The organism is Acinetobacter sp. LipI_19 (assembly GCF_058242925.1).
Genome location: NZ_JBZAYK010000001.1, coordinates 649,710 through 669,897 on the forward strand (window position 1 = coordinate 649,710; position 20,188 = coordinate 669,897).

Annotated in this window: 16 protein-coding genes; 5 read left to right on the plus strand and 11 right to left on the minus strand. The window is 38.1% G+C overall.

Annotated elements, in window-relative coordinates; genetic code table 11:
- Window positions 1-100 precede the first annotated feature (100 nt).
- The 3 genes from AC4CVF_RS03150 to ahcY all read right to left on the minus strand — a co-directional run bounded on the left by AC4CVF_RS03150 (window position 101) and on the right by ahcY (window position 3,228).
- Window positions 101-820 (minus strand): 16S rRNA (uracil(1498)-N(3))-methyltransferase, encoded by a 720-nt coding sequence (locus AC4CVF_RS03150; protein ID WP_419820190.1) that lies wholly within the window; start codon window positions 818-820, stop codon window positions 101-103.
- A gap of 36 nt (window positions 821-856) precedes the next feature.
- The gene (gene metF, locus AC4CVF_RS03155) at window positions 857-1,693 is read right to left on the minus strand and encodes a methylenetetrahydrofolate reductase [NAD(P)H] (RefSeq protein WP_336951701.1); all 837 of its coding nucleotides are present in this window, start codon (window positions 1,691-1,693) and stop codon (window positions 857-859) included.
- 152 nt (window positions 1,694-1,845) lie between these two features.
- Window positions 1,846-3,228: an adenosylhomocysteinase gene (gene ahcY / locus AC4CVF_RS03160; protein ID WP_004717024.1), complete on the minus strand. Its 1,383-nt coding sequence runs from the start codon at window positions 3,226-3,228 to the stop codon at window positions 1,846-1,848.
- Window positions 3,229-3,646: 418 nt separating this feature from the next.
- Here ahcY and AC4CVF_RS03165 point away from each other — a divergent pair, with 418 nt between their 5' ends.
- Entirely contained in the window at window positions 3,647-4,198 is a 552-nt protein-coding gene (locus AC4CVF_RS03165) for a hypothetical protein (RefSeq protein ID WP_419327189.1), read from the plus strand.
- A 19-nt stretch (window positions 4,199-4,217) separates the two neighbouring features.
- Complete coding sequence (locus AC4CVF_RS03170; protein WP_336951697.1) at window positions 4,218-5,156, plus strand: DUF4424 family protein; 939 nt, start codon at window positions 4,218-4,220, stop codon at window positions 5,154-5,156.
- A gap of 478 nt (window positions 5,157-5,634) precedes the next feature.
- Here the strand turns inward: AC4CVF_RS03170 and AC4CVF_RS03175 are convergent, their stop codons facing one another.
- From AC4CVF_RS03175 to AC4CVF_RS03190, 4 genes are all read right to left on the minus strand, one after another.
- A complete protein-coding gene (locus AC4CVF_RS03175; RefSeq protein WP_336951696.1) occupies window positions 5,635-6,159 on the minus strand; it encodes a tetratricopeptide repeat protein in 525 nt (174 codons plus the stop codon).
- An 86-nt stretch (window positions 6,160-6,245) separates the two neighbouring features.
- Complete coding sequence (locus AC4CVF_RS03180) at window positions 6,246-6,584, minus strand: DUF3325 domain-containing protein (RefSeq protein ID WP_336951695.1); 339 nt, start codon at window positions 6,582-6,584, stop codon at window positions 6,246-6,248.
- Window positions 6,581-8,299, minus strand: a complete 1,719-nt coding sequence (locus AC4CVF_RS03185; protein WP_490788862.1) for a PepSY-associated TM helix domain-containing protein — start codon at window positions 8,297-8,299, stop codon at window positions 6,581-6,583. Before AC4CVF_RS03185 ends, AC4CVF_RS03180 begins: the two co-directional genes overlap by 4 nt.
- A gap of 1 nt (window position 8,300) precedes the next feature.
- A complete protein-coding gene (locus AC4CVF_RS03190; RefSeq protein WP_336951692.1) occupies window positions 8,301-8,654 on the minus strand; it encodes a hypothetical protein in 354 nt (117 codons plus the stop codon).
- Window positions 8,655-8,962: 308 nt separating this feature from the next.
- Between AC4CVF_RS03190 and AC4CVF_RS03195 the strand changes: the two genes are divergently transcribed.
- A complete protein-coding gene (locus AC4CVF_RS03195) occupies window positions 8,963-9,217 on the plus strand; it encodes a hypothetical protein (protein WP_336951690.1) in 255 nt (84 codons plus the stop codon).
- 64 nt (window positions 9,218-9,281) lie between these two features.
- On the opposite strand, the gene AC4CVF_RS03200 is transcribed toward AC4CVF_RS03195, so the two are convergent.
- Window positions 9,282-9,671 (minus strand): carboxymuconolactone decarboxylase family protein, encoded by a 390-nt coding sequence (locus AC4CVF_RS03200; RefSeq protein WP_336951688.1) that lies wholly within the window; start codon window positions 9,669-9,671, stop codon window positions 9,282-9,284.
- 158 nt (window positions 9,672-9,829) lie between these two features.
- Window positions 9,830-12,286 (minus strand): acyl-CoA dehydrogenase, encoded by a 2,457-nt coding sequence (locus AC4CVF_RS03205; protein ID WP_490788863.1) that lies wholly within the window; start codon window positions 12,284-12,286, stop codon window positions 9,830-9,832.
- Between the two features lie 685 nt (window positions 12,287-12,971).
- Between AC4CVF_RS03205 and AC4CVF_RS03210 the strand changes: the two genes are divergently transcribed.
- Window positions 12,972-15,203 carry an NADP-dependent isocitrate dehydrogenase gene (locus AC4CVF_RS03210; protein ID WP_490788864.1) on the plus strand — a complete coding sequence of 744 codons (2,232 nt, stop codon included), beginning with the start codon at window positions 12,972-12,974 and terminating at the stop codon, window positions 15,201-15,203.
- A 259-nt stretch (window positions 15,204-15,462) separates the two neighbouring features.
- On the opposite strand, the gene AC4CVF_RS03215 is transcribed toward AC4CVF_RS03210, so the two are convergent.
- Window positions 15,463-16,251, minus strand: coding sequence for a pseudouridine synthase (locus AC4CVF_RS03215; protein ID WP_336951683.1), 789 nt, complete (start codon window positions 16,249-16,251; stop codon window positions 15,463-15,465).
- Between the two features lie 403 nt (window positions 16,252-16,654).
- Window positions 16,655-17,947: an MFS transporter gene (locus AC4CVF_RS03220; protein ID WP_336951681.1), complete on the minus strand. Its 1,293-nt coding sequence runs from the start codon at window positions 17,945-17,947 to the stop codon at window positions 16,655-16,657.
- Window positions 17,948-18,867: 920 nt separating this feature from the next.
- Between AC4CVF_RS03220 and icd the strand changes: the two genes are divergently transcribed.
- A complete protein-coding gene (icd, locus tag AC4CVF_RS03225) occupies window positions 18,868-20,124 on the plus strand; it encodes an NADP-dependent isocitrate dehydrogenase (RefSeq protein ID WP_333667652.1) in 1,257 nt (418 codons plus the stop codon).
- Window positions 20,125-20,188: the final 64 nt, after the last annotated feature.

Genomic DNA, 20,188 nt, shown 5'->3' on the forward strand with positions numbered 1-20,188 from the left:
GTTTAACGGAGCAACTATTTAAAATTTGCTAATTAATAGTTTCTTTGGGATTAAAATACTGTGAAATCATCCAATTTGCAATTATTTTACATGACATACATCACTTTTTAAAGCTTTGATAATTCAAAATTGACAAAGCAACGACAGGGGCAGTTTCAGTTCTTAAAATACGTTCACCAATGCACCAATTTTTAAATCCAGATTGGTTTGCCTGATCAATTTCAGCTTCATTTAAACCGCCTTCAGGGCCGATCAAAAGGGCAATATTTGGACTAATTCCTTTGAGTACATCAGTCTGCTCTTTTTCAGGTGCAAGGACAAATCTAGTCTCGGGCAATTCAGTTTTTATCCACTCATTTAGGCTGATAGGCGCTAAAATCTCTGGAACAATATTCATACCACACTGTTCACAAGCTGCAATCGCTATACCTTGCCAATGATCTAACTTCTTTTGATCTCGATCATATTTTAAGCGCATTTCACAGCGTTCTGACGTCAGTAATTGAATTTGAAATACACCCAATTCAACAGCTTTTTGAATCGCATAATCCATACGATCTCCCTTACTCATTACTTGTCCGAGAAGCGCTGTAAAAGCAGGGGTACGATTGTTTGGATTAAACGAAATGACTTTAACAGCGGCCGATTTTTTGGCGACCTCTGTTAAAGTCACTTCATATTCGCCACCTTGTCCATTGAACAAGGTGGCTATTTCACCGACTTGTGCACGCAATACTTTGACCCAATGATGAAATACTGTTTCAGTGAGTTCAACCGTAGTTTCGACAGCTAAATCAGTTTCAATATAAAAGCGGGGCATGCAGTTTTACTCACAAGTGGATGATGCAATTTTGATTTAAGCTAAACCGAGATCAAGTACCAATTGGCGGTTTGGCTCAGTATGATTCATGCTATAGAAATGCAAACTTGGTGCACCTCCGGCAATAAGGCGTTCACACAGTTTGATTACAACTTCATGGCCAAAGGCTTTGATACTTTCAGAATCATCACCATAGGTCGCCAGTTGCTTACGAATCCAGCGTGGAATTTCTGCACCTGTACCATCTGCAAAGCGGATTAAATTGTTTGCATTGGTAATTGGCATAATGCCAGGCGCAACAGGAATATCGATTCCTTGCTTTTGGATACGCTCTACAAAATAGAAATAGGCATCTGGATTAAAGAAAAATTGAGTGATGGCTGCATTTGCACCTGCTTTGACTTTTTCAGCAAAGTGCTTGATGTCTGCATCAAAGTTGTCAGCTTGTGGGTGCATTTCAGGATATGCTGCAACTTCAATTTTAAAATGATCACCTGAGTATTCACGAATAAAACGGACCAAATCAGTCGCATAAGGAAGCTCACCTAGGCCGACTTGACCAGAAGGTAAGTCACCTCGAAGCGCAACAATACGATCAATTCCTTGAGCCTTATAGATATCAAGTAATTCAGCAATACGTACTTTATCATCACCAATACATGAAAGGTGAGGGGCAACAGGTGTGCCTTTACCATTAAAGTCAGCAATTGCGGCTAGTGTACGCTCACGAGTAGAACCACCAGCCCCATAAGTAATCGAGAAAAACTCTGGATTTAAAAGCTGTAATTCTTGATGAACAAGCTTAAGTTTTTCCGCCCCTGCATCAGTTTTGGTCGGGAAAAACTCAAACGAAATTGGAACACGTTTGGTCATGGTTAAATCCTTTTTTATTCATACTTTTTTAATTTGTTTTAGCCTCTCCTAAGTCCTTTCTTAAAAAGAGAGGACTTAGCTTTTAATTCATTAATCAGTAAATGAATATTGCTTCTCCCTTAGGGAGAAAGCTAGGGAGAGGGGATTAAAACTTAGTACTTATAAGCCTCAGATTTAAATGGACCTTCAACTGCAACGCCCAAGTAATCTGCTTGAACTTGAGTCAATTGCGTCAATACACCACCAAAACCAGCAACCATTGCTGCAGCAACTTCTTCATCTAACTTCTTAGGAATCAGTTCAACACGGATCTGTGCTGCTTTTTGATCTTCTGGAAGATCAGCAAATTTTTCTGCGAATAAGTGCATTTGACCTAATACTTGGTTTGCAAAAGAACCATCCATCACTCGCGAAGGGTGACCAGTTGCATTACCAAGGTTAACTAAACGACCTTCTGAAAGAAGAATCAGATAATCATTTTCATTTTCTGTACGATACACTTGGTGTACTTGAGGCTTAACTTCAACCCACTTATAACCACGTAAATAGTTAGTATCGATTTCAGTATCAAAGTGTCCGATATTACATACAACTGAACCAGCTTTTAATGTATCTAACATTGCAGAATCACATACGTGATAGTTACCCGTAGTCGTCACGATCAAGTCAGTATTTTGAAGAAGGTCTAGATTAATATCTTCTTTTTTACCTGTTTGTACACCATTTTTATATGGAGAAACAACTTCATAACCGTCCATACATGCTTGCATTGCACAGATTGGATCAATTTCAGTTACACGGACAATCATACCTTCTTGGCGAAGTGATTGAGCAGAACCTTTACCGACATCACCATAACCAATCACAAGCGCACGGCGACCAGATAACAACATATCTGTACCACGTTTGATTGCGTCATTTAATGAATGACGGCAACCATATTTATTGTCATTTTTAGATTTCGTGATCGAATCATTCACGTTAATTGCAGGAACTTTTAAAGTACCATCACGAAACATTTCGTTTAAGCGTTGAACACCTGTTGTGGTTTCTTCTGTAATACCGTGGATTTTAGCAATAAGTTCAGGGTATTTTTCATGAACAACAGCAGTTAAATCACCACCATCATCAAGAATCATGTTGGCATCCCAAGGCGTGCCATTAACATTAATTTGTTGTTCAAGACACCACATGTATTCTTCTTCAGTTTCACCTTTCCAGGCGAATACTGGAACACCAGATGCTGCAATTGCTGCTGCTGCATGGTCTTGAGTTGAGAAGATGTTACATGAAGTCCAACGTACTTCCGCGCCTAATTCAACCAGTGTTTCAATTAAAACAGCAGTTTGAATGGTCATATGAATACAACCAAGAATTTTTGCACCAGCAAGTGGTTTTGCTGCTGAATAGCGTTTACGTAAGCCCATCAATGCTGGCATTTCTGCTTCAGCTAGTTTGATTTCTTTACGACCGTAGTCAGCTAGGGAAATATCTGCAACTTTATAATCTGTAAATGAAGCATTAACCGCGTTCATCACGATCTCCTTTATATTAAAAAAATATTGATCATTCAGTTCGCGGATGCCGTTGTTGACCAGCACGAAAGTCTGACCGAATCGTCGAGCCTAGCGATTTCACATTTATGTGCCTGTGAAAAAGTCGCAGCATCCCTCGACTGGCGACTATTGTACCTAGATTTTAATAGAGTTCAAATGTAGTTGGTTAATATTCAACTAAAAGATAGAATTGTTTTTAAATAGAGAATCTATGCAAAAATAAGATCCGTATTTATTGATCTATAAACAAAAATAAAATCAAGATGATGCTTTTTAATGGTTGCTAAGTCACTGAGGCATGTATCTGGGATTGCAGTATTTTTAACGATCAAAAGTACTTTGCTTTTTCTGTGACGTGGTTTCGGTTTTGAAAAGTAAATATTGGGACAGTGAGTTTATGGATATTTTAAAAGTAATTGATCAGCATAGTTTTGCATTGAGGCAAGCCATTGAGCAGGCTTCTCTTGAACAGCGGAAAAGTTTAGTGAAAGCTATTTTTGCTTTTTATGAAAAATTACCAAACTTTCAATCTTCTATTGAACAAAATTATCAAATAAAAATTGATAAAAAACAATTGTTTCATGATATTGATCAAGAAAATTTAATTGATTATCAAAAGAGAATTCGACAATCAAATGATTCTGTAGATGAATATGCCGATGATTATGAGGAATTAGAGGCCATTGAAGTGATTTCTTTGGATGCGTTTTTCTTGATGGTATCAAATCAAAACAAAAGCCAGTATTTAGTGGCTTTGTTTAATGCTATGATTGAAGTACTGGATTATTATGAGAATTTTTCAGAAAACTCAATCTATTGGAATGAAGTTTTAGAAAAAGAAATTCTTTTGCAAGAACAAATTATCAAACAGATTGCTACAAATATTATTTTTGATGAATCCATTTATTGTGTGCATTATCAAACAATAGAATTTCCTGATTTAGATTAACTGATTTGGATGAAATAGAATGAAAAAAATCGTATTGATCACATCGATTCTGACAGCGACATCTGCTTTTGCTAATGACTCTACGGGCTATGTGGGAACAGGGGGAATTGAGTACCTTAAAAATAAAAATATTGCAATGCAACGTGAAGACTTATTCATTAGTAAAAAATTAATTAAGGTTGATTATCAATTTAAAAACCTCAGTAATCAAGATATTACTGAAACTGTTTTATTCCCTTTACCACGCGTTGATAATACTTTTGAATCCGATTTTGCCCATACTGAGGAATTATTAAAAAGTTTTAAAATTCAGGTTAATGGAAAAGCGGTTCAACCGACAATGCATGTGCAGACATTTATACAAAGAGATGAAAAGTCTAAAGCAATTGATGTCACTGAGTTATTTAAGCAATGTGGCTTTTCACAAACTGAAATGTTAAATCCTTGGAATCGCAAAACTGATGAATATGGGATATTTGAAAAGAAACTAAAAGGCTGTTCAAACCCTAAAGTAAAAAGTATTTTGCCTAAAAATCCAGACGAAGTCATCAACTGGTCTTCACAAGTGGTTTATAGCTGGAAGCAAACTTTTAAAGCCAATTCAATTACACAGGTCAAACATCAATATAAACCTTTAGTGGGTGGTTCGGTTGCACTATATCCAGATGAATATAATCAACAATTTTGTATGGACAGTAATTTTAAGAAAGGCTTGAAAAAAGCACAGTCGGAACATTCGCCTTTTAATGCACTGAGTTATATTTTGACTACTGGGGCAAATTGGGCAAAACCGATCGAAAATTTTAAATTGATCATTGAACGTGATCCGGGAGAGTTGGTATCGTTTTGCTGGAAAGGTAAAGTCAATAAAATTAGTCCGACACAGTTCCAAATGGTTGAGAAAAACTTTGTACCTAAACAAGATTTAGATGTAATTTTTGTGCATTTAGGTAATTAAATTAGTGAATCAAATTTAAGCTCATTCTATAGTCAACATGTCAAAAAACTTAGACACAAGAATATAGTTTCTTTTAATAAATATTTTTAATTAAATCAATTGCATGGAAAAATAAATTATTTGATTATAAAAAAGTTTGCAATGCCACACCTTACATTCAAAGTTTAAATAGCTTTGCGTAGGCGATGCCTCACTTTTCAGAGATCAAAAGATGACAAAAATCTTTTGTTTAACAGGGCTCTTGCGCTGCAAACAAAGCAGTGCTTTATTTTTGCTCATATACCCCCGCCCAACGGCGACATCCATGTCGCCCCACGGTAGGATCACCATCTAGGATTCAAAAGTAAAAATGAATTGATAACCAACAGTTCTAAAAGTTCATACAAAAATATAAGCTTTATTTATGATCAATGACTTGATAGCAATCATTTATATGAATAATTAGGTGGTTTGACTAATGTGGGCTGAAATTTATCAATTATACAGAAGTGTCTTCAGCTGACTTGGCTTTTTCAGCCCAAAAATCAGCTTTTTCTTCATCAACATCAACCCCCATCCCGTGTTCGTAAATACAAACAAGATCACGCATGGCTTGAACTTCACCCAGTTTTGCTGCTTGCTCAACCAATTCGACTGATTTCACCAGATCCTTTTCAACCACATCCCCACGGCGATAGAAATTGGATAACTCTAAAATCGCAGCAGGATGTTGATGTTTGACCGCTTGCTCTAACCAGCGGTGGGCATGTTCAAAATAAGCCTTGGCTTCTTTAGGATCTTCTTCAAGGATATCTTTTGCATAATAAGCATAGCCTTCACCTAACCAATACATGGCTTCAACATGGCCTAATTGTGCTGCTTTAAGAGCCCATTCTTCTGCAAGTTGATTGTTATCTTCATCTTCACTTTGCATATATATTTCAGCAAGTTCAAATTGTGCTGCTGGATTACCCATTGCAGCACGATTGAGTAGTTCTGAAGGGATTGAAAGTGGTTTAGACATAAAAATACCAACACTAAGCAATAAATTTGATAAAAAAAGCCAATCTAGAGATTGGCTTATGAGTATAACTGATTTTTTGAAACAGTTTAAATGAGTAGGATCACGCTGGTGACAAAGCTCATTCCCGCACAAAAGCAGGCAACAAATTTCACTTTTAAACTGTAATAGGTTAATAAGGCACCCACAAATAATGCTGAAAATGTCAGAATGCCAATCCAAAAACTGAGCATACTACTAAGCGGCCCTGATATTACGCAAATGATCAGTGAAATAAGCAGTAAAGTCCAACCTAAAATAGAAGCGAGTCGTGTTTGTTGAGCTGTTAACTCCTGTCCATACATCTGTTTTTGATGCTTTGACATTGCACTGGCAAGTGCAATAAAAGCCAAGCTAGACAAAGACCAAACCAGTAAGAAGAAAATCACGCTGAAATCTCCTTATTTGATGGTGCATTTCTAGATTTTTTGACAGGAAGTCCTTTGTGCTTTTTAACTTTATAAAATGACAAGAAAAATAAAATGGCGAGTACCCATGTCATTAAATCAAAAGAGGCAATCATCCATTGGTCATTGGCAATGCTGTTCCAAAATGCTTGACCACCCGTGGTAAAGTTGACAATAGGCAGTAGTGCAAAAGCAACACTAGCAAAAGCTAGAAGCTCAAGCCAAGCCTGACGGTGTGGACGAATCGCTGCATAAATTAACGTAGCTAACCATGCGATAAAGAAAGCACGAATTTCCCAATTTAAACGTGTTTCTATCTCAAATGGGATGAAACGATTGGCATAGAAATAACTTGCACATGCGATAGGTAGTCCAATCACAGCAGCAATATTCATCACTTCAACAAAACGATAACCAAATGATTTATAGCCTTGCTTTTGTTGTTGAGGTGCACGTTTGACACACCATAAAATAAGTCCAGTTGCAATCATTAAGGTACCTATTACGCCAGAGAAGAACAATAACCAGCGGAAGGTTAAATCAAGACCTCGAGCTTCATGCAATACAGTCACAACATTGTAAATTCCCATCGGGATAGATGCATTCTTTGTTTGAACAGTTTCATTGATGTCTTTACCAGTTACACCATCGAATTTCAAAATTGGGTAAACACCACGTTCTACCACACTTTTTGCATATAAAGCACGAAGTTCAATGGTGGCATTGGATGTATTTGGCGCAAGGATTTGAATAGAGGCAATTGGATTTTCTTTCCATTGTGCCTGAGCTGCTATAATAAGTGGTGTTAAGCTCGTAAGTGGTGCAGGATATCCTGCTTCTTGTTCATGTTGTTTGCCTCTTTCTCCTCGTGAGCGTTGTTCAGTGATGCCTCGAGCTTGGGATGTATTTGCAGATACTGAGCGATTTTCAACATTTCTATTGCGAGAATTATTTTGCTGAACTGCGCCTCCGCGCATTTCTTGAAAAAACTCTTGTCGATCTTTATAAACTTGGTTGATTCCCCAAGGCATAAACATAAACATCAGCAATAACAAACCACTGAATGTAATCATAATGTGAAAGGGTAGGGCAAAAACAGCTGTGGCATTGTGTGCATCTAACCAAGATCGTTGCCCTTTACCGGAACGGAAAATAAAGAAGTCTTTAAAAATTTTTTTATGGGTGATAATGCCACTAATAATTGCCACAAACATCAGCATAGTAGCCAAACCGACGATCCAACGGGCCCAAATACGATCAAATCCATACAATTCAAAGTGAAAGCGATAGAGAAATCCACCACCGCGCGTATCTCGAGCCTCAATGACTTGTCCAGTTGCACTGTCTAGGGTGATTCTTTCTCCACCACGACGTGCTTGTAGATCTTCACCTTTTTTGCGGATATTTAACTCAGTTGTGGTTTGTCTGGAGTTGGGTAATTGAATTGACCAACTACCTGCATCAGGATAATTTTTTTGTAAATAATTTAAAGCAACCTGCGTTTGCTGTACTTGAGAATCACTTGGAACAGATTGATGAATTTCAGGTTTCATCCAAGCAGTTATTTCAGACTGAAAGAAACTCAATGTTCCTGTCAAAAAAATTGCATAAAGTAACCAACCAAGAATTAAGCTTGCCCATGTATGTAACCATGACATGGATTGGCGTGGACCTTCAACTTTTGCATCTACGCGCATCTTAATTCCCCATCATTTTATAAATGACAAATAAAATGATACTTGGAACAAGTATGCCTAAGCTGGCTTTTAATGTCTTATTGACCATAAAAACCCAAATGAATGCGGCACAGTGAATACAGAAAGCAAGAAGTGTGGCGCTCATTGCAGCGGCAGCACGATAATCGGCAAATGTTTTTGCAATCACTATAGCGGACATGGATGCAAGCAGGTAACCACCAAGAATTGCCAGAGCAAAACGGTAGGCAATCATGACGCGATATTGTATGAGAGAGTGTGCGGATTTAGCTCGAGTTGATACAGTCGGAGTTGAAACAGATGCGTTTAGGACATCGAGTTCAGTCTGGCTATTCATAGGCAATCAAATAAGAAAGGTTAAAAATTAAGTAAATAATAACAATTATCATTTACTTTTTAAATACAAAAAATTAAATTCCACCAAAATAAAGCACTGGATTTAATTTAATTTTTATGTTCAAACTTTTATACAAGTTAATTCTGAAGATATGTGTGAGAATTTTATAAGCTTTTTATGGCTATAAAAATTTTTTCGTGAGTATATTTTTGTGCATGTGCTTTCGAACATAAAGCATACAGCGTATTCCGATATTTATTTATATCTTGTAGTGATATCGTGGAAAACAATAATATGGAAATTTAATCATGTTTATTCATGCTGAAGACGCAAAACAATTGGCAGCCAATTCTAACTTAAATATAGAGCTATATAAATTTCGTTTAGCTCAAATGATTGAAGAAAATGCCAAGCAGGGCAATACTGCTGTTTTTACAGTTTTACCTAAACATCTAGCTTTAGAGGATATTCGGGGGCTTTCTTCTGAGTTAACTCAGTTGGGATACCATGTTCGCTTTGAAGTAGATGAGTTTTTTTATAGTTTTAATGTGTTTTGGAATTAACTCAGCAATACAGGCAACATGTTGGAGCATGGCCTATATTGAAGAATTTGATCGCATTAATTGTTTATGAATCTACCTTTTGGTATTCATTGATGACTTCGAGTGCAGCACGAAATGCTTCTTGTGTCGCTGGGGCGCCACAGTAAGGTAGGCTGTGTAATAATACTTCCTGAATTTCTTCAACTGTCGCGCCATTATTTAATGCGCCACGAATATGACCTTTAAGTTCGGTTGGGCTTTTCTGCGCAACTAAAAATGCAATGGTAATCAAAGAGCGGTATTTACGTGGTAAAACACCCTCACGTTGCCAAGTTGAACCCCATGCATGCTCATTGATCCAGTCTTGCAAAGGTCTTGTAAAAGGAACAGTGTTATCTTGAGCGCGTTTTACAAAACTTTCTCCCATCACTTCTGTACGGACTTTTAAGCCATTTTCATAATCTTGTTGAGACATTGCTTTTTTCCTCAGCTGTTATATTTTTAACACTATACCGAAATAACAAAATAACCCATTGGCAATATGTCTATGTTAAAAAACAGCGATGGTGAATCGCTGTTTATGGTCAACGTTTTATATCCCCTTATCTCTTAAATGGCATTTGCCAAATAGATTTAAGTTGAGTGAAGATGAGGATTTTCTAATACCAATACCTGCTCTAATTTTTCATCAAAAATATCTGTGAGCATACTGTCATAACGCAGGGCATTATATTGGGTTAATTTTGTGGCTAAATCATCGCTGATTAAGCCACGAGTGACTGCATCCTGTATGCGCTCTTCAAATGTTAGCCCCTGATATTCACCTTTAGATTCCGCTTTTTTAAAGCTGTTCCAATCGTCTTCAACGGTTGAGAGTAGATTGAAGGTGGCTTCCATTCGGCCAAAAGCATCATTCGGATCAACAGTATAATAAACCTGCGTTTTTAAATAATCTCGGAATGGGTTATCTTGCATGAGCAGTTCTGCTGCTTCACTCTTTTGACGATCACTCGGTTTCTTGATCGGTCGACCAAATGGGAAACAAACAAATTTAACCAGACTTGATGCAATTTGAATCGGAAAATTATCAAATAAGCCATAAAATGCTTCTTGGGCATTATAAAGCGTTTCATCTAATGCAAGTTTGGCATGTACCTGTTCTTGCGTGGATCTTTGACCATTTTCATAAAATTTGAGTATGGCTGTCGCAATAAACATTTTGGAGTGAATGTCAGCTAATCGCCCTGAGAGCATTTCTTTACGTTTAATATCACCAGCTAATAGTCCAAGACACATATCTGCGGTTAGGGCAAAATCAGTACTGAAGCGATTGATGATTTTATAATAAGGTTGAGTAAAAGCATCTGATGAGTCAGGTCGTTGATTACTTGCCCCAAACCATCCATAAGTGAATGCACGAGCTCCACGGTTTAAAGTGTAGCCTAAATGTTGATATAACATGGTGTTAAATGTGTTTAAGGCAGAAGCTTTATCTGCAGCCTGTAACAATTGTAATTCCTCAAATAAATAAGGATGGCAACGCATTGAACCTTGACCAAAGATCATCAACGAACGGCTTAAGATATTTGCTCCTTCAACCGTTATCGAGATCGGAATAGCTTGATACATATTGGCAAGAAAGTTACGCGGACCTTGTTGAATACCACGACCACCTGTGATGTCCATACCATGATTGACGATTTTTCGCATCGTTTCAGTGGCGTAGTATTTTGCCATTGCGGTCATAACAGCGGGTTTGCCACCTTGATTTAAACCGCAAGTGACTAAATAGCGGAAAGCTTCAAGCATATAGGTATGGCTGACGATGTCACTGCTAACTTCTTGGACCCCTTCAAATTTACCGACTGATAATTTAAATTGTTGACGAATTTTAGCGAATGCACCTACAGATAAATACGTCATTTCACCTGCGGCTGTAGACAATGCAGGAAGGGAAATACCGCGTCCAACAGCCAGACATTCCATCAGCATACGCCAGCCATTCCCAGCATTTTTTGCGCCCCCAATAATCCAGTCAATCGGAATAAAGACGTCCTTACCTTCAACTGTGCCATTCATAAATGGAGAACCACCCGGATGGTGCCTAGGTCCAACTTCTACGCCTGCATGAGAGGCGGGTATAAGTGCACATGTAATACCATACTCAGTTTTAGTTTTATCTCCCAATAAGCCATCTGGGTCATACAGTTTGAAGGCCAGACCGACTACGGTTGCAACGGGTGCTAAGGTAATCCAGCGTTTTGAGAAATTCATAATTAAGCCAAGCACTTGTTGACCTTCGAACTCCCCATAACAAACTACCCCAGTGTCAGGAATCGCTCCAGCATCAGAACCCGCTTCAGGACTGGTTAGTCCAAAACAAGGAATTTCTTCACCCTTGGCTAAGCCGGGCAAATAACGATTTTTTTGTTCATCTGTACCATAATTCAGTAAAAGCTCACCCGGCCCTAATGAGTTAGGCACCATACAGGTTACGGCAGTGGTTAATGAGCGTGAAGCGATTTTGCTCATAATACGACTTTGTGCAAAAGAGCTAAATTCACGACCACCATAAGTTTTAGGGATGATAAGTCCAAAAAAGCCATTGTCTTTAATAAATTGCCATGTCTCTGCGTTCAGGTCTTTATTTTGATGAATTTCCCATTCATCTAGCAACTGACAGAGTTGTTCAACCTCATGATCTAAAAAAGATTGCTCTTCATTACTAAGCGTCGGGTAGGGGTAATTGTTAAATTTTTCCCAATCTGGCGCCCCCATAAATAATTCTTTTTCCCACCAACTGGTACCCGCATCCAATGCTTCACGTTCAGTGCTACTCATGCTTGGCATTGCATTGGCTAATGTTTTATAAGCTGGTTTAGTCAAAACTTGCATTCGCAGTGGCTCAATCAGTAAAACTAAACTGATAAGAATAAGCGGGAGACCAAGGATGAGAGACCATGGGCTGATCACTGCACTCAGAATCGCAATGACAATCGTGGTGATACTACCGATTGTCCGATCAAGTGCAAAAAAGAAAACGGCCCAGAGTGAGATGATTTGAATAAGTATTGCGATGAGTAATAGCATTAACATATTACCTCTACAGTTTTAATATTAATTTGGGGATAGGAAATACATCATTGAAGCTTATTTTTTCATTAATGATGTGATGAAAAATTAAACATGTAATTTATTAATAACGATTTTTTGACTTAATATTCAAGGTAAAAGTATTGTTATTTTGTGAGTATAAGTTAACCAAAGCATATTTATTGTCATATCGTGACCAGAGTATTGGGGAATAAATAAATTTTCCATTCATTTGCTCATTCACTTTTTAGACAGACTTGAATGATTTAAAATTTAAACAGTATCTAGCTGATTTTTTTTTGTGCTGTTCGGCTTGTTTTATGTCGCTGAAGCGCGTCGATGTGTTTTCAATGGTTTTTAATTGGTTGCTCTATTTGTAAGAATCAGCAAGATAAAATTTTTAATGTTTAAAACAATAAAGAAGAAGATGGTATGGATTTTTGTTGCTCTTAGTCGGAATGGCTATTTTTACAAAAAAGTGATTAATTTTTGTGCAAATGTTGATGTTAATGCAATATTTGTGATGTACCATTTTTTTACGAAATGTCGTTATCACAGATCTTACGTTGACTGTAATATCAGGAAGGCTGATACTCTTGGGGTTAAATTTAAGCAAGTCGGTTCGTAAGAGCTGGGTCACAAGCTCGGTTCTCAAAACACAATCTAAAGCAAGGGGCTATATATGGCTGGTGGAAAGTCAACAATCATTTACACACTGACTGACGAGGCGCCATTGTTGGCGACTTATTCGCTACTGCCGATCATTGAGACCTTTACTAAGCCAGCTGGCGTAGAGATTGTCAAAACTGATATTTCTGTAGCTGCTCGTGTTCTTGCAGAATTCGCGGAATACTTAAGCGATGAACAGAAAGTATCTGACAACCTTGCACAGCTAGGGCGTCTTACTCAAGATCCAGACACTAACATTATCAAACTCCCAAATATCAGTGCATCTGTTGCTCAGTTGAGCGCATGTATTAAGGAACTTCAGTCAAAGGGTTATGCAATCCCTGACTATCCTGAAAATCCAACAACTGAAGAAGAAAAAGCAATTAAGGTACGTTATAGCAAATGCCTTGGTTCAGCGGTGAATCCAGTGTTACGTGAAGGTAACTCTGACCGTCGCGCACCTGCTGCAGTGAAAAACTATGCCAAGAAACATCCACATTCAATGAACGAATGGAAACAGTGGTCACAAACACATGTTTCTCATATGGATGAGGGTGATTTCTACCACGGTGAAAAGTCAATGACACTTGACCGTGCGCGTAACGTCAAAATGGAACTTATCACCAAAAATGGTGAGAGCATTGTGCTGAAGTCAAAAGTTGCATTACTTGATGGCGAAATCATCGACTCAATGTTTATGAGCAAAAAAGCGCTTTGCGATTTCTATGAAAAAGAACTTGATGATTGCCGTGAAGCGGGCATTTTATTTTCGTTGCATGTAAAAGCAACGATGATGAAAGTTTCACACCCGATTGTATTCGGTCACTGTGTAAAAATTTACTATAAAGAAGCATTTGAAAAGCATGCCAAGTTATTTGACGAGTTAGGTATTAACGTCAATAACGGTATGGCTGGTCTTTATGAGAAGATTGCAACTTTACCAACATCATTGCGTGAAGAGATCATCGAAGATCTTCATGCTTGTCAAGAACACCGTCCTGCACTTGCAATGGTCGATTCAGCGAAAGGTATTACCAACTTCCATTCACCAAATGATGTGATTGTAGATGCATCTATGCCAGCGATGATTCGTGGCGGTGGTAAGATGTGGGGAGCTGATGGTAAGCAGTATGATTGTAAAGCTGTTATGCCAGAGTCAACATTCGCACGTATTTACCAAGAAATGATCAATTTCTGTAAGTGGAATGGCAATTTTGACCCACGTACTATGGGTACTGTGCCAAACGTTGGTTTGATGGCGCAAAAAGCTGAAGAATACGGCTCACATGACAAAACTTTTGAGATCACTGAAGCAGGTGTTGCAAACATCACAGATCTTGAGACTGGTGAAGTGTTGATGTCACAAAACGTTGAGGAAGGCGATATCTGGCGTATGTGTCAGGTGAAAGACGCACCGATTCGTGACTGGGTAAAACTTGCAGTAACGCGTGCGCGTAACTCAGGTATGCCTGCAATCTTCTGGCTTGACCCATACCGCCCGCATGAAAATGAATTGATCAAGAAAGTACAAAAATACTTGAAAGATCATGATACAGCGGGTCTTGATATCCAAATCATGTCACAAGTACGTGCAATGCGTTATACGCTTGAACGTGTTGCTCGTGGTTTAGATACAATTTCAGTGACAGGTAACATTTTACGTGATTACTTAACTGACTTGTTCCCAATCATGGAACTGGGTACTTCTGCGAAAATGTTATCTATCGTTCCGTTAATGGCGGGCGGTGGGATGTACGAAACAGGTGCGGGTGGTTCAGCGCCTAAACACGTACAACAGCTTGTAGAAGAAAACCACTTGCGTTGGGATTCTCTTGGTGAATTCTTGGCATTAGCAGTTTCTTTAGAAGAGTTAGGTATTAAAGAAGACAATGCGCGTGCTAAGTTGTTGGCGAAGACATTGGATCAAGCGACAGGTCAATTGTTAGATAATGATAAGTCTCCATCTCGCCGTACGGGTGAGCTAGACAACCGTGGTAGCCATTTCTACCTTGCGAAATTCTGGGCTGAAGCACTTGCTGCTCAAAATGACGATGCTGAATTAAAAGCCAAGTTTGAACCACTTGCAAAAGCTTTAGCTGAGAACGAAGACAAAATTCTTGCTGAACTTGCTGCTGTTCAAGGTAAGCCAGCGGATATCGGTGGGTACTATGCAGTTGATACGGCTAAAGTTGAAGCTGTAATGCGTCCAAGTGCTACGCTTAACGCTACACTTGCTAATGTTTAAGTTTTAAATGCTATAAACCAGCGATCTTGTTGGTGAGAAAAGCCGATGCATAAGCATCGGCTTTTTTATTGAGGGAATAAATCTTTGTTTAAGTAATTTATGTGCAAGTTTTGTATGAATCAATTTAAATGATGAGGGGGAGATTGGTTTTAATTGGTCTTGAGTTTTTTTAAATTATAAAAATAAAAATGCCCAATGAATTTCATTAGGCATTTTTATAATATGCGACAATCGATTAATGGCTTCGAATAACTAAATCCTATCGACCATTACGTCCACGACCACGTGGGGTTTTGGTATTTGGACGAGTGGTACCATTGGTCTTACGACGTGGTTTTTCACCATCTTCCATTTGCCAGATACGTTTAGTACCTGACTTTTTTGTTGAACCATCTTTATTCTTGCGAACAATTGGTTTTCCACCTGTACCACCAGGTTTCTTCACATAAGATCGTGAACGATAAGGTTCGTCCGCAGGAATATTTTGGAAGTCAGGATAAAGCAATGGTTCAATTTCTTTGGTTTCACCAGGCTGTAAACCCATTTGTACCAAGTCAATTGCACCAATTTTGGTACGGATTAAACGTAAAGTAGGGAAACCGACAGCTGAAGTCATACGACGTACTTGGCGGTTACGGCCTTCGCAAATCGAAATTTCAATCCAAGATGTTGGAATGTTCGCACGAAAGCGTACAGGTGGATCACGATCCCACAACCATCCAGGCTGTTCTATTTTATTCGCTTGAGCAGGTAAAGTCATACCATCTTTTAGCTCAACACCTTTGCGCAACTGTTCAAGGGCTTCTTCAGTCACATCACCATCAACTTGCACCACATAAGTTTTAAATTTCTTATTGGCAGGATTGGTAATGTACTGATTTAAACCACCATGATCAGTTAAAAAAACTAAACCTTCAGAGTCCATATCGAGACGACCCGCCAAACGCAAAGTCGAGTCATCTACGAAGTCTGACATCGTCATATGTGCTTCGTCTTTACGAAACTGGGAGAGGACGTCATAAGGTTTATTAAGAATGACAATTTTCACTTTAGACCACTAATAAATATCAATAAAATTTTTGAGTTTGATAAAGTTACCCGTTTGAAGAGAGTTGGGTAAAGATAAAGACTACGATATGTGCGCTACTATATCAGATTACGCTTTGTATTCTTCAACTTTATTTATTTACCAAGCTTGAGTTGTAAATACATTTTTCTTAGATGGGCGATCTTAAGATACGAGGTTTTTAGAGTAGGGTGGGAGGTTTTATCTTTTTGCAATTTACCATTGCATAAAATTAAGCTAAACAACTGGAAAAAACAGCGTCTATTGAAGTAAAACCATATAATAAAAAAGCTGTACCACCTTTGGATAGTACAGCTTTTTTGAATAGTGTAGATCTCAAATTTTAATCAGTGATCACAAGCTATTTATGACTTAACCATGTTATTTAGTGGTCATGTTTTAGATATTCTGGCTCTTTCGGTAATTTAAAACTACACAAGAAACAGATCACTAACATGAAAATCACATAGAAGAAGAAGGTGCTTTCAATACCGGCTGCTTTGAACTGTAGTGCTACAGATGGTGCAGAACCGCCAAAGATTGCATTCCCCACAGCATAAGAGAAACCAACACCCAATGCACGAACATGTGGCGGGAACATTTCTGCCTTAACCAATCCACTGATAGAGGTATAGAAGCTGAGTAACATCATCAGGAAAATAAGTAGCAGTGCAACCATCAATGGTGAGTAACTGAAATGTGGCATCCAGATCACCATAACTGGATAGATGAAAATTGCCATAGTTCCACTGAACGCAAGCATTGCAGCACGACGACCAATGCGGTCAGAAATAGCACCAAACACCGGTTGTGCAAGCATAAAGATAAATAGTGAAGCTGTCATAATGAATCCGACAGTCTTACTATCCACACCCATATTGGTGAGGTAGGTCTTTGAATATACTGTAATCACATAAAAGGTGAGGGAACCCGCAGAGGTATAACCTACGACCAATAAGAAGGTTTTCCAGTGATTTTTAAACAGTTCACTTAAGCTTCCTGATTCTTCTTTATCACTGTCTTCGCTAGATAATGTTTCTTCCAAACGACTACGTGCAAGTAGGGAGATAATTGCAGCAATACCACCAATGACAAAAGGAATACGCCAGCCGCCATCAAGCAATTGCTGCTCTGATAGGAATGCCAGCATAATAACACCGAGCAAACTTGCTAATAACTGACCACCTGACAAGGTGACATATTGGAAAGAAGCAAAAAAGCCTCGTTGACCCTTTAAGCCAAGTTCACTCATATAGGTTGCGACAGCACCATATTCACCACCTACAGATAAACCCTGTAGCAGGCGAACAAGTAAAAGTAGGAAAGGTGCTGCCATCCCAACTTGTTCATAGGTTGGGAGTGCGGCAAATAAGAAAGAGCTTACTGCCATAAGACAGATTGAAATGACCATTGATTTTTTGCGGCCATGTTTATCAGCAATTCGTCCGAAAACCCAGCTACCAATTGGTCGCATAAAGAAGCTGGCTGCAAAGACACCCCATACATAAATGGCTTGAGTACCGGAGTCCATATCTGGTGCAGTTAATGCTTTAGTGAAATATGCCGCAAATACAGCATAAATATAAAAATCAAACCATTCTACTAAGTTTCCTGAAGCTGCGCCGACGATACCGCGTATACGGCCTCGTTTCTCTTCTTTACTGTAAGTTTGATCCATTATTTACATCCATGAGTTAGGTTGAATCGTAATTAATTCAAAATTCATTGCGATTTAAAAAAACAGGAATAATGTTAAAGATTTTAAGACTAAATAATAATTGCAAAGATGGTTAATTTGATTGGAGGCTATAGGATAGACAGAAGGAATCAAAAAATGAATTTCGATTTATTCTTTCATTAAAATTCATGTGAAAACATATAGTAAAAGTGAAATATTTTTGTAATTAATTTTAAGTTGATGATGTTGTTTTTAATAATTTTATTTTTAAATTAAAAGCAATGGCAAAAAATACCAGTAATCAAAATAAATTTACGGGTTTTTGTTTGTGTTCTATTGTGGTGCGTATTTTAATACAATGAAATATATGAATATATTGTGGTTTTAAGGTGGCCAGTTTGGTCATTAATCTATTGTCAAAATGTTATAAATTTTTAAATTAAATAACGAATATCAAATCAAAAAATTGAAAATAAAGCTTATAGTGAAAAGGTATATTAGCTCTCACTTTTAAAGATCCGATTGGGTGGTTTTGTAGTTATTTTGGCGGCTGATATGTTGGATAGAGTGGCTATCATTTAAAAAAATAAGAATTAACTACTTGTGTTTACAGTGTGAAACATGGAGAAGATCCGACTCTTGGAAAATTTCTTTGTGTGGAAAAACATAGCTAATACTTTTATTTTTCAATATTCGAGGTGATTGAGAATATTGATTTATATAAAAAATGATGAATTAAATGACATTAAATAATGGAACAATGTGCTTTATTCAGTAGAGAAATGTTGTTATTCCTCGTATAAATCTCAAAAAATGTACAAATTAGACTAGACTGATATGCGTTAAGAATGGTTAGAAATATTGTCGATTTGGCAATTATTTTGGATTTGCCAACTATAATAAAAGGGAGAACATCAACAATGGGTTATCAGAAGATCGTAGTGCCTGCTGATGGTAGCAAAATTACTGTAAATGCGGACTTGTCACTGAATGTTCCAAATCATCCAATCATTCCTTTTATAGAAGGGGATGGTATTGGTGTTGATATTACACCAGCCATGAAAGCTGTTGTGGATGCAGCAATTCAAAAAGCATATGGTGGCAAACGTTCGATCGAATGGATGGAAGTTTACTGTGGTGAAAAGGCAGATAAAATCTACGGAACATATATGCCTGAAGAAACTTTTGAGGCGCTGCGGGAATTTGTTGTTTCGATTAAGGGGCCATTAACCACACCTGTGGGTGGCGGTATTCGTTCATTGAATGTGGCTTTACGCCAAGAGCTCGACCTCTATGTTTGTGTACGCCCTGTACGTTGGTTTGAAGGAGTGCCGTCACCTGTTCAACACCCTGAACTGACCGATATGGTGATTTTTCGGGAAAATTCCGAAGATATTTATGCGGGTATCGAATGGAAAGCAGATTCTCCTGAAGCGAAAAAAGTCATTAAATTTTTAAAAGAAGAAATGGGTGTAACTAAGATTCGTTTTGAAGATAATTGTGGGATTGGTATTAAACCGGTATCAAAAGAAGGTACTCAGCGTTTGGTGCGTAAGGCGATTCAGTTTGCGATTGATAATGATAAGCCAAGTGTAACTTTAGTGCATAAAGGCAACATTATGAAATATACCGAAGGTGCGTTCAAAGAATGGGGTTACGAACTGGCAATTGATCGTTTCGGTGGAGAGCTGATTGATGGTGGCCCGTGGGTAAAAATTAAAAATCCAAGAACGGGTAAAGAGATCATTATTAAAGATGTGATTGCAGATGCATTCCTACAGCAAATATTAATGCGTCCTTCTGAATACTCTGTGATTGCGACACTTAATTTAAATGGTGACTATATTTCTGATGCATTGGCAGCTGAAGTAGGTGGTATTGGTATTGCACCGGGTGCAAATATTGGTGGCGCAATTTCTGTATATGAAGCAACTCACGGTACAGCACCAAAATATGCAGGCCAAGATAAAGTCAATCCAGGCTCTATTATTCTTTCTGCGGAAATGATGCTTCGTGATATGGGGTGGATTGAAGCTGCTGATTTGATTATTCAGGGCGTATCGGGAGCGATTGCTGCGAAAACTGTCACCTATGACTTTGAGCGATTGATGCCAGGTGCAACTTTGCTTCGCTGTTCTGAATTCGGTCAAGCGATTATTGAAAATATGGATAGTTAATTAAAAGATAAACGCACTAAAGTCAGTATAATCAAAGGTCTGTCAAGTGCAGACCTTTTTGTTG

Coding starts and splice junctions, on each gene's coding strand:
- AC4CVF_RS03200 (WP_336951688.1), bottom strand. CDS start 9,671: ATGTCTCAACAAGATTATGAAAATGGCTTAAAAGTCCGTACAGAAGTG.
- AC4CVF_RS03220 (WP_336951681.1), bottom strand. CDS start 17,947: ATGGATCAAACTTACAGTAAAGAAGAGAAACGAGGCCGTATACGCGGT.
- metF (WP_336951701.1), bottom strand. CDS start 1,693: ATGACCAAACGTGTTCCAATTTCGTTTGAGTTTTTCCCGACCAAAACT.
- AC4CVF_RS03175 (WP_336951696.1), bottom strand. CDS start 6,159: ATGTCTAAACCACTTTCAATCCCTTCAGAACTACTCAATCGTGCTGCA.
- AC4CVF_RS03195 (WP_336951690.1), top strand. CDS start 8,963: ATGTTTATTCATGCTGAAGACGCAAAACAATTGGCAGCCAATTCTAAC.
- AC4CVF_RS03205 (WP_490788863.1), bottom strand. CDS start 12,286: ATGCTATTACTCATCGCAATACTTATTCAAATCATCTCACTCTGGGCC.
- icd (WP_333667652.1), top strand. CDS start 18,868: ATGGGTTATCAGAAGATCGTAGTGCCTGCTGATGGTAGCAAAATTACT.
- AC4CVF_RS03165 (WP_419327189.1), top strand. CDS start 3,647: ATGGATATTTTAAAAGTAATTGATCAGCATAGTTTTGCATTGAGGCAA.
- AC4CVF_RS03170 (WP_336951697.1), top strand. CDS start 4,218: ATGAAAAAAATCGTATTGATCACATCGATTCTGACAGCGACATCTGCT.
- ahcY (WP_004717024.1), bottom strand. CDS start 3,228: ATGAACGCGGTTAATGCTTCATTTACAGATTATAAAGTTGCAGATATT.
- AC4CVF_RS03210 (WP_490788864.1), top strand. CDS start 12,972: ATGGCTGGTGGAAAGTCAACAATCATTTACACACTGACTGACGAGGCG.
- AC4CVF_RS03185 (WP_490788862.1), bottom strand. CDS start 8,299: ATGCGCGTAGATGCAAAAGTTGAAGGTCCACGCCAATCCATGTCATGG.
- AC4CVF_RS03150 (WP_419820190.1), bottom strand. CDS start 820: ATGCCCCGCTTTTATATTGAAACTGATTTAGCTGTCGAAACTACGGTT.
- AC4CVF_RS03190 (WP_336951692.1), bottom strand. CDS start 8,654: ATGAATAGCCAGACTGAACTCGATGTCCTAAACGCATCTGTTTCAACT.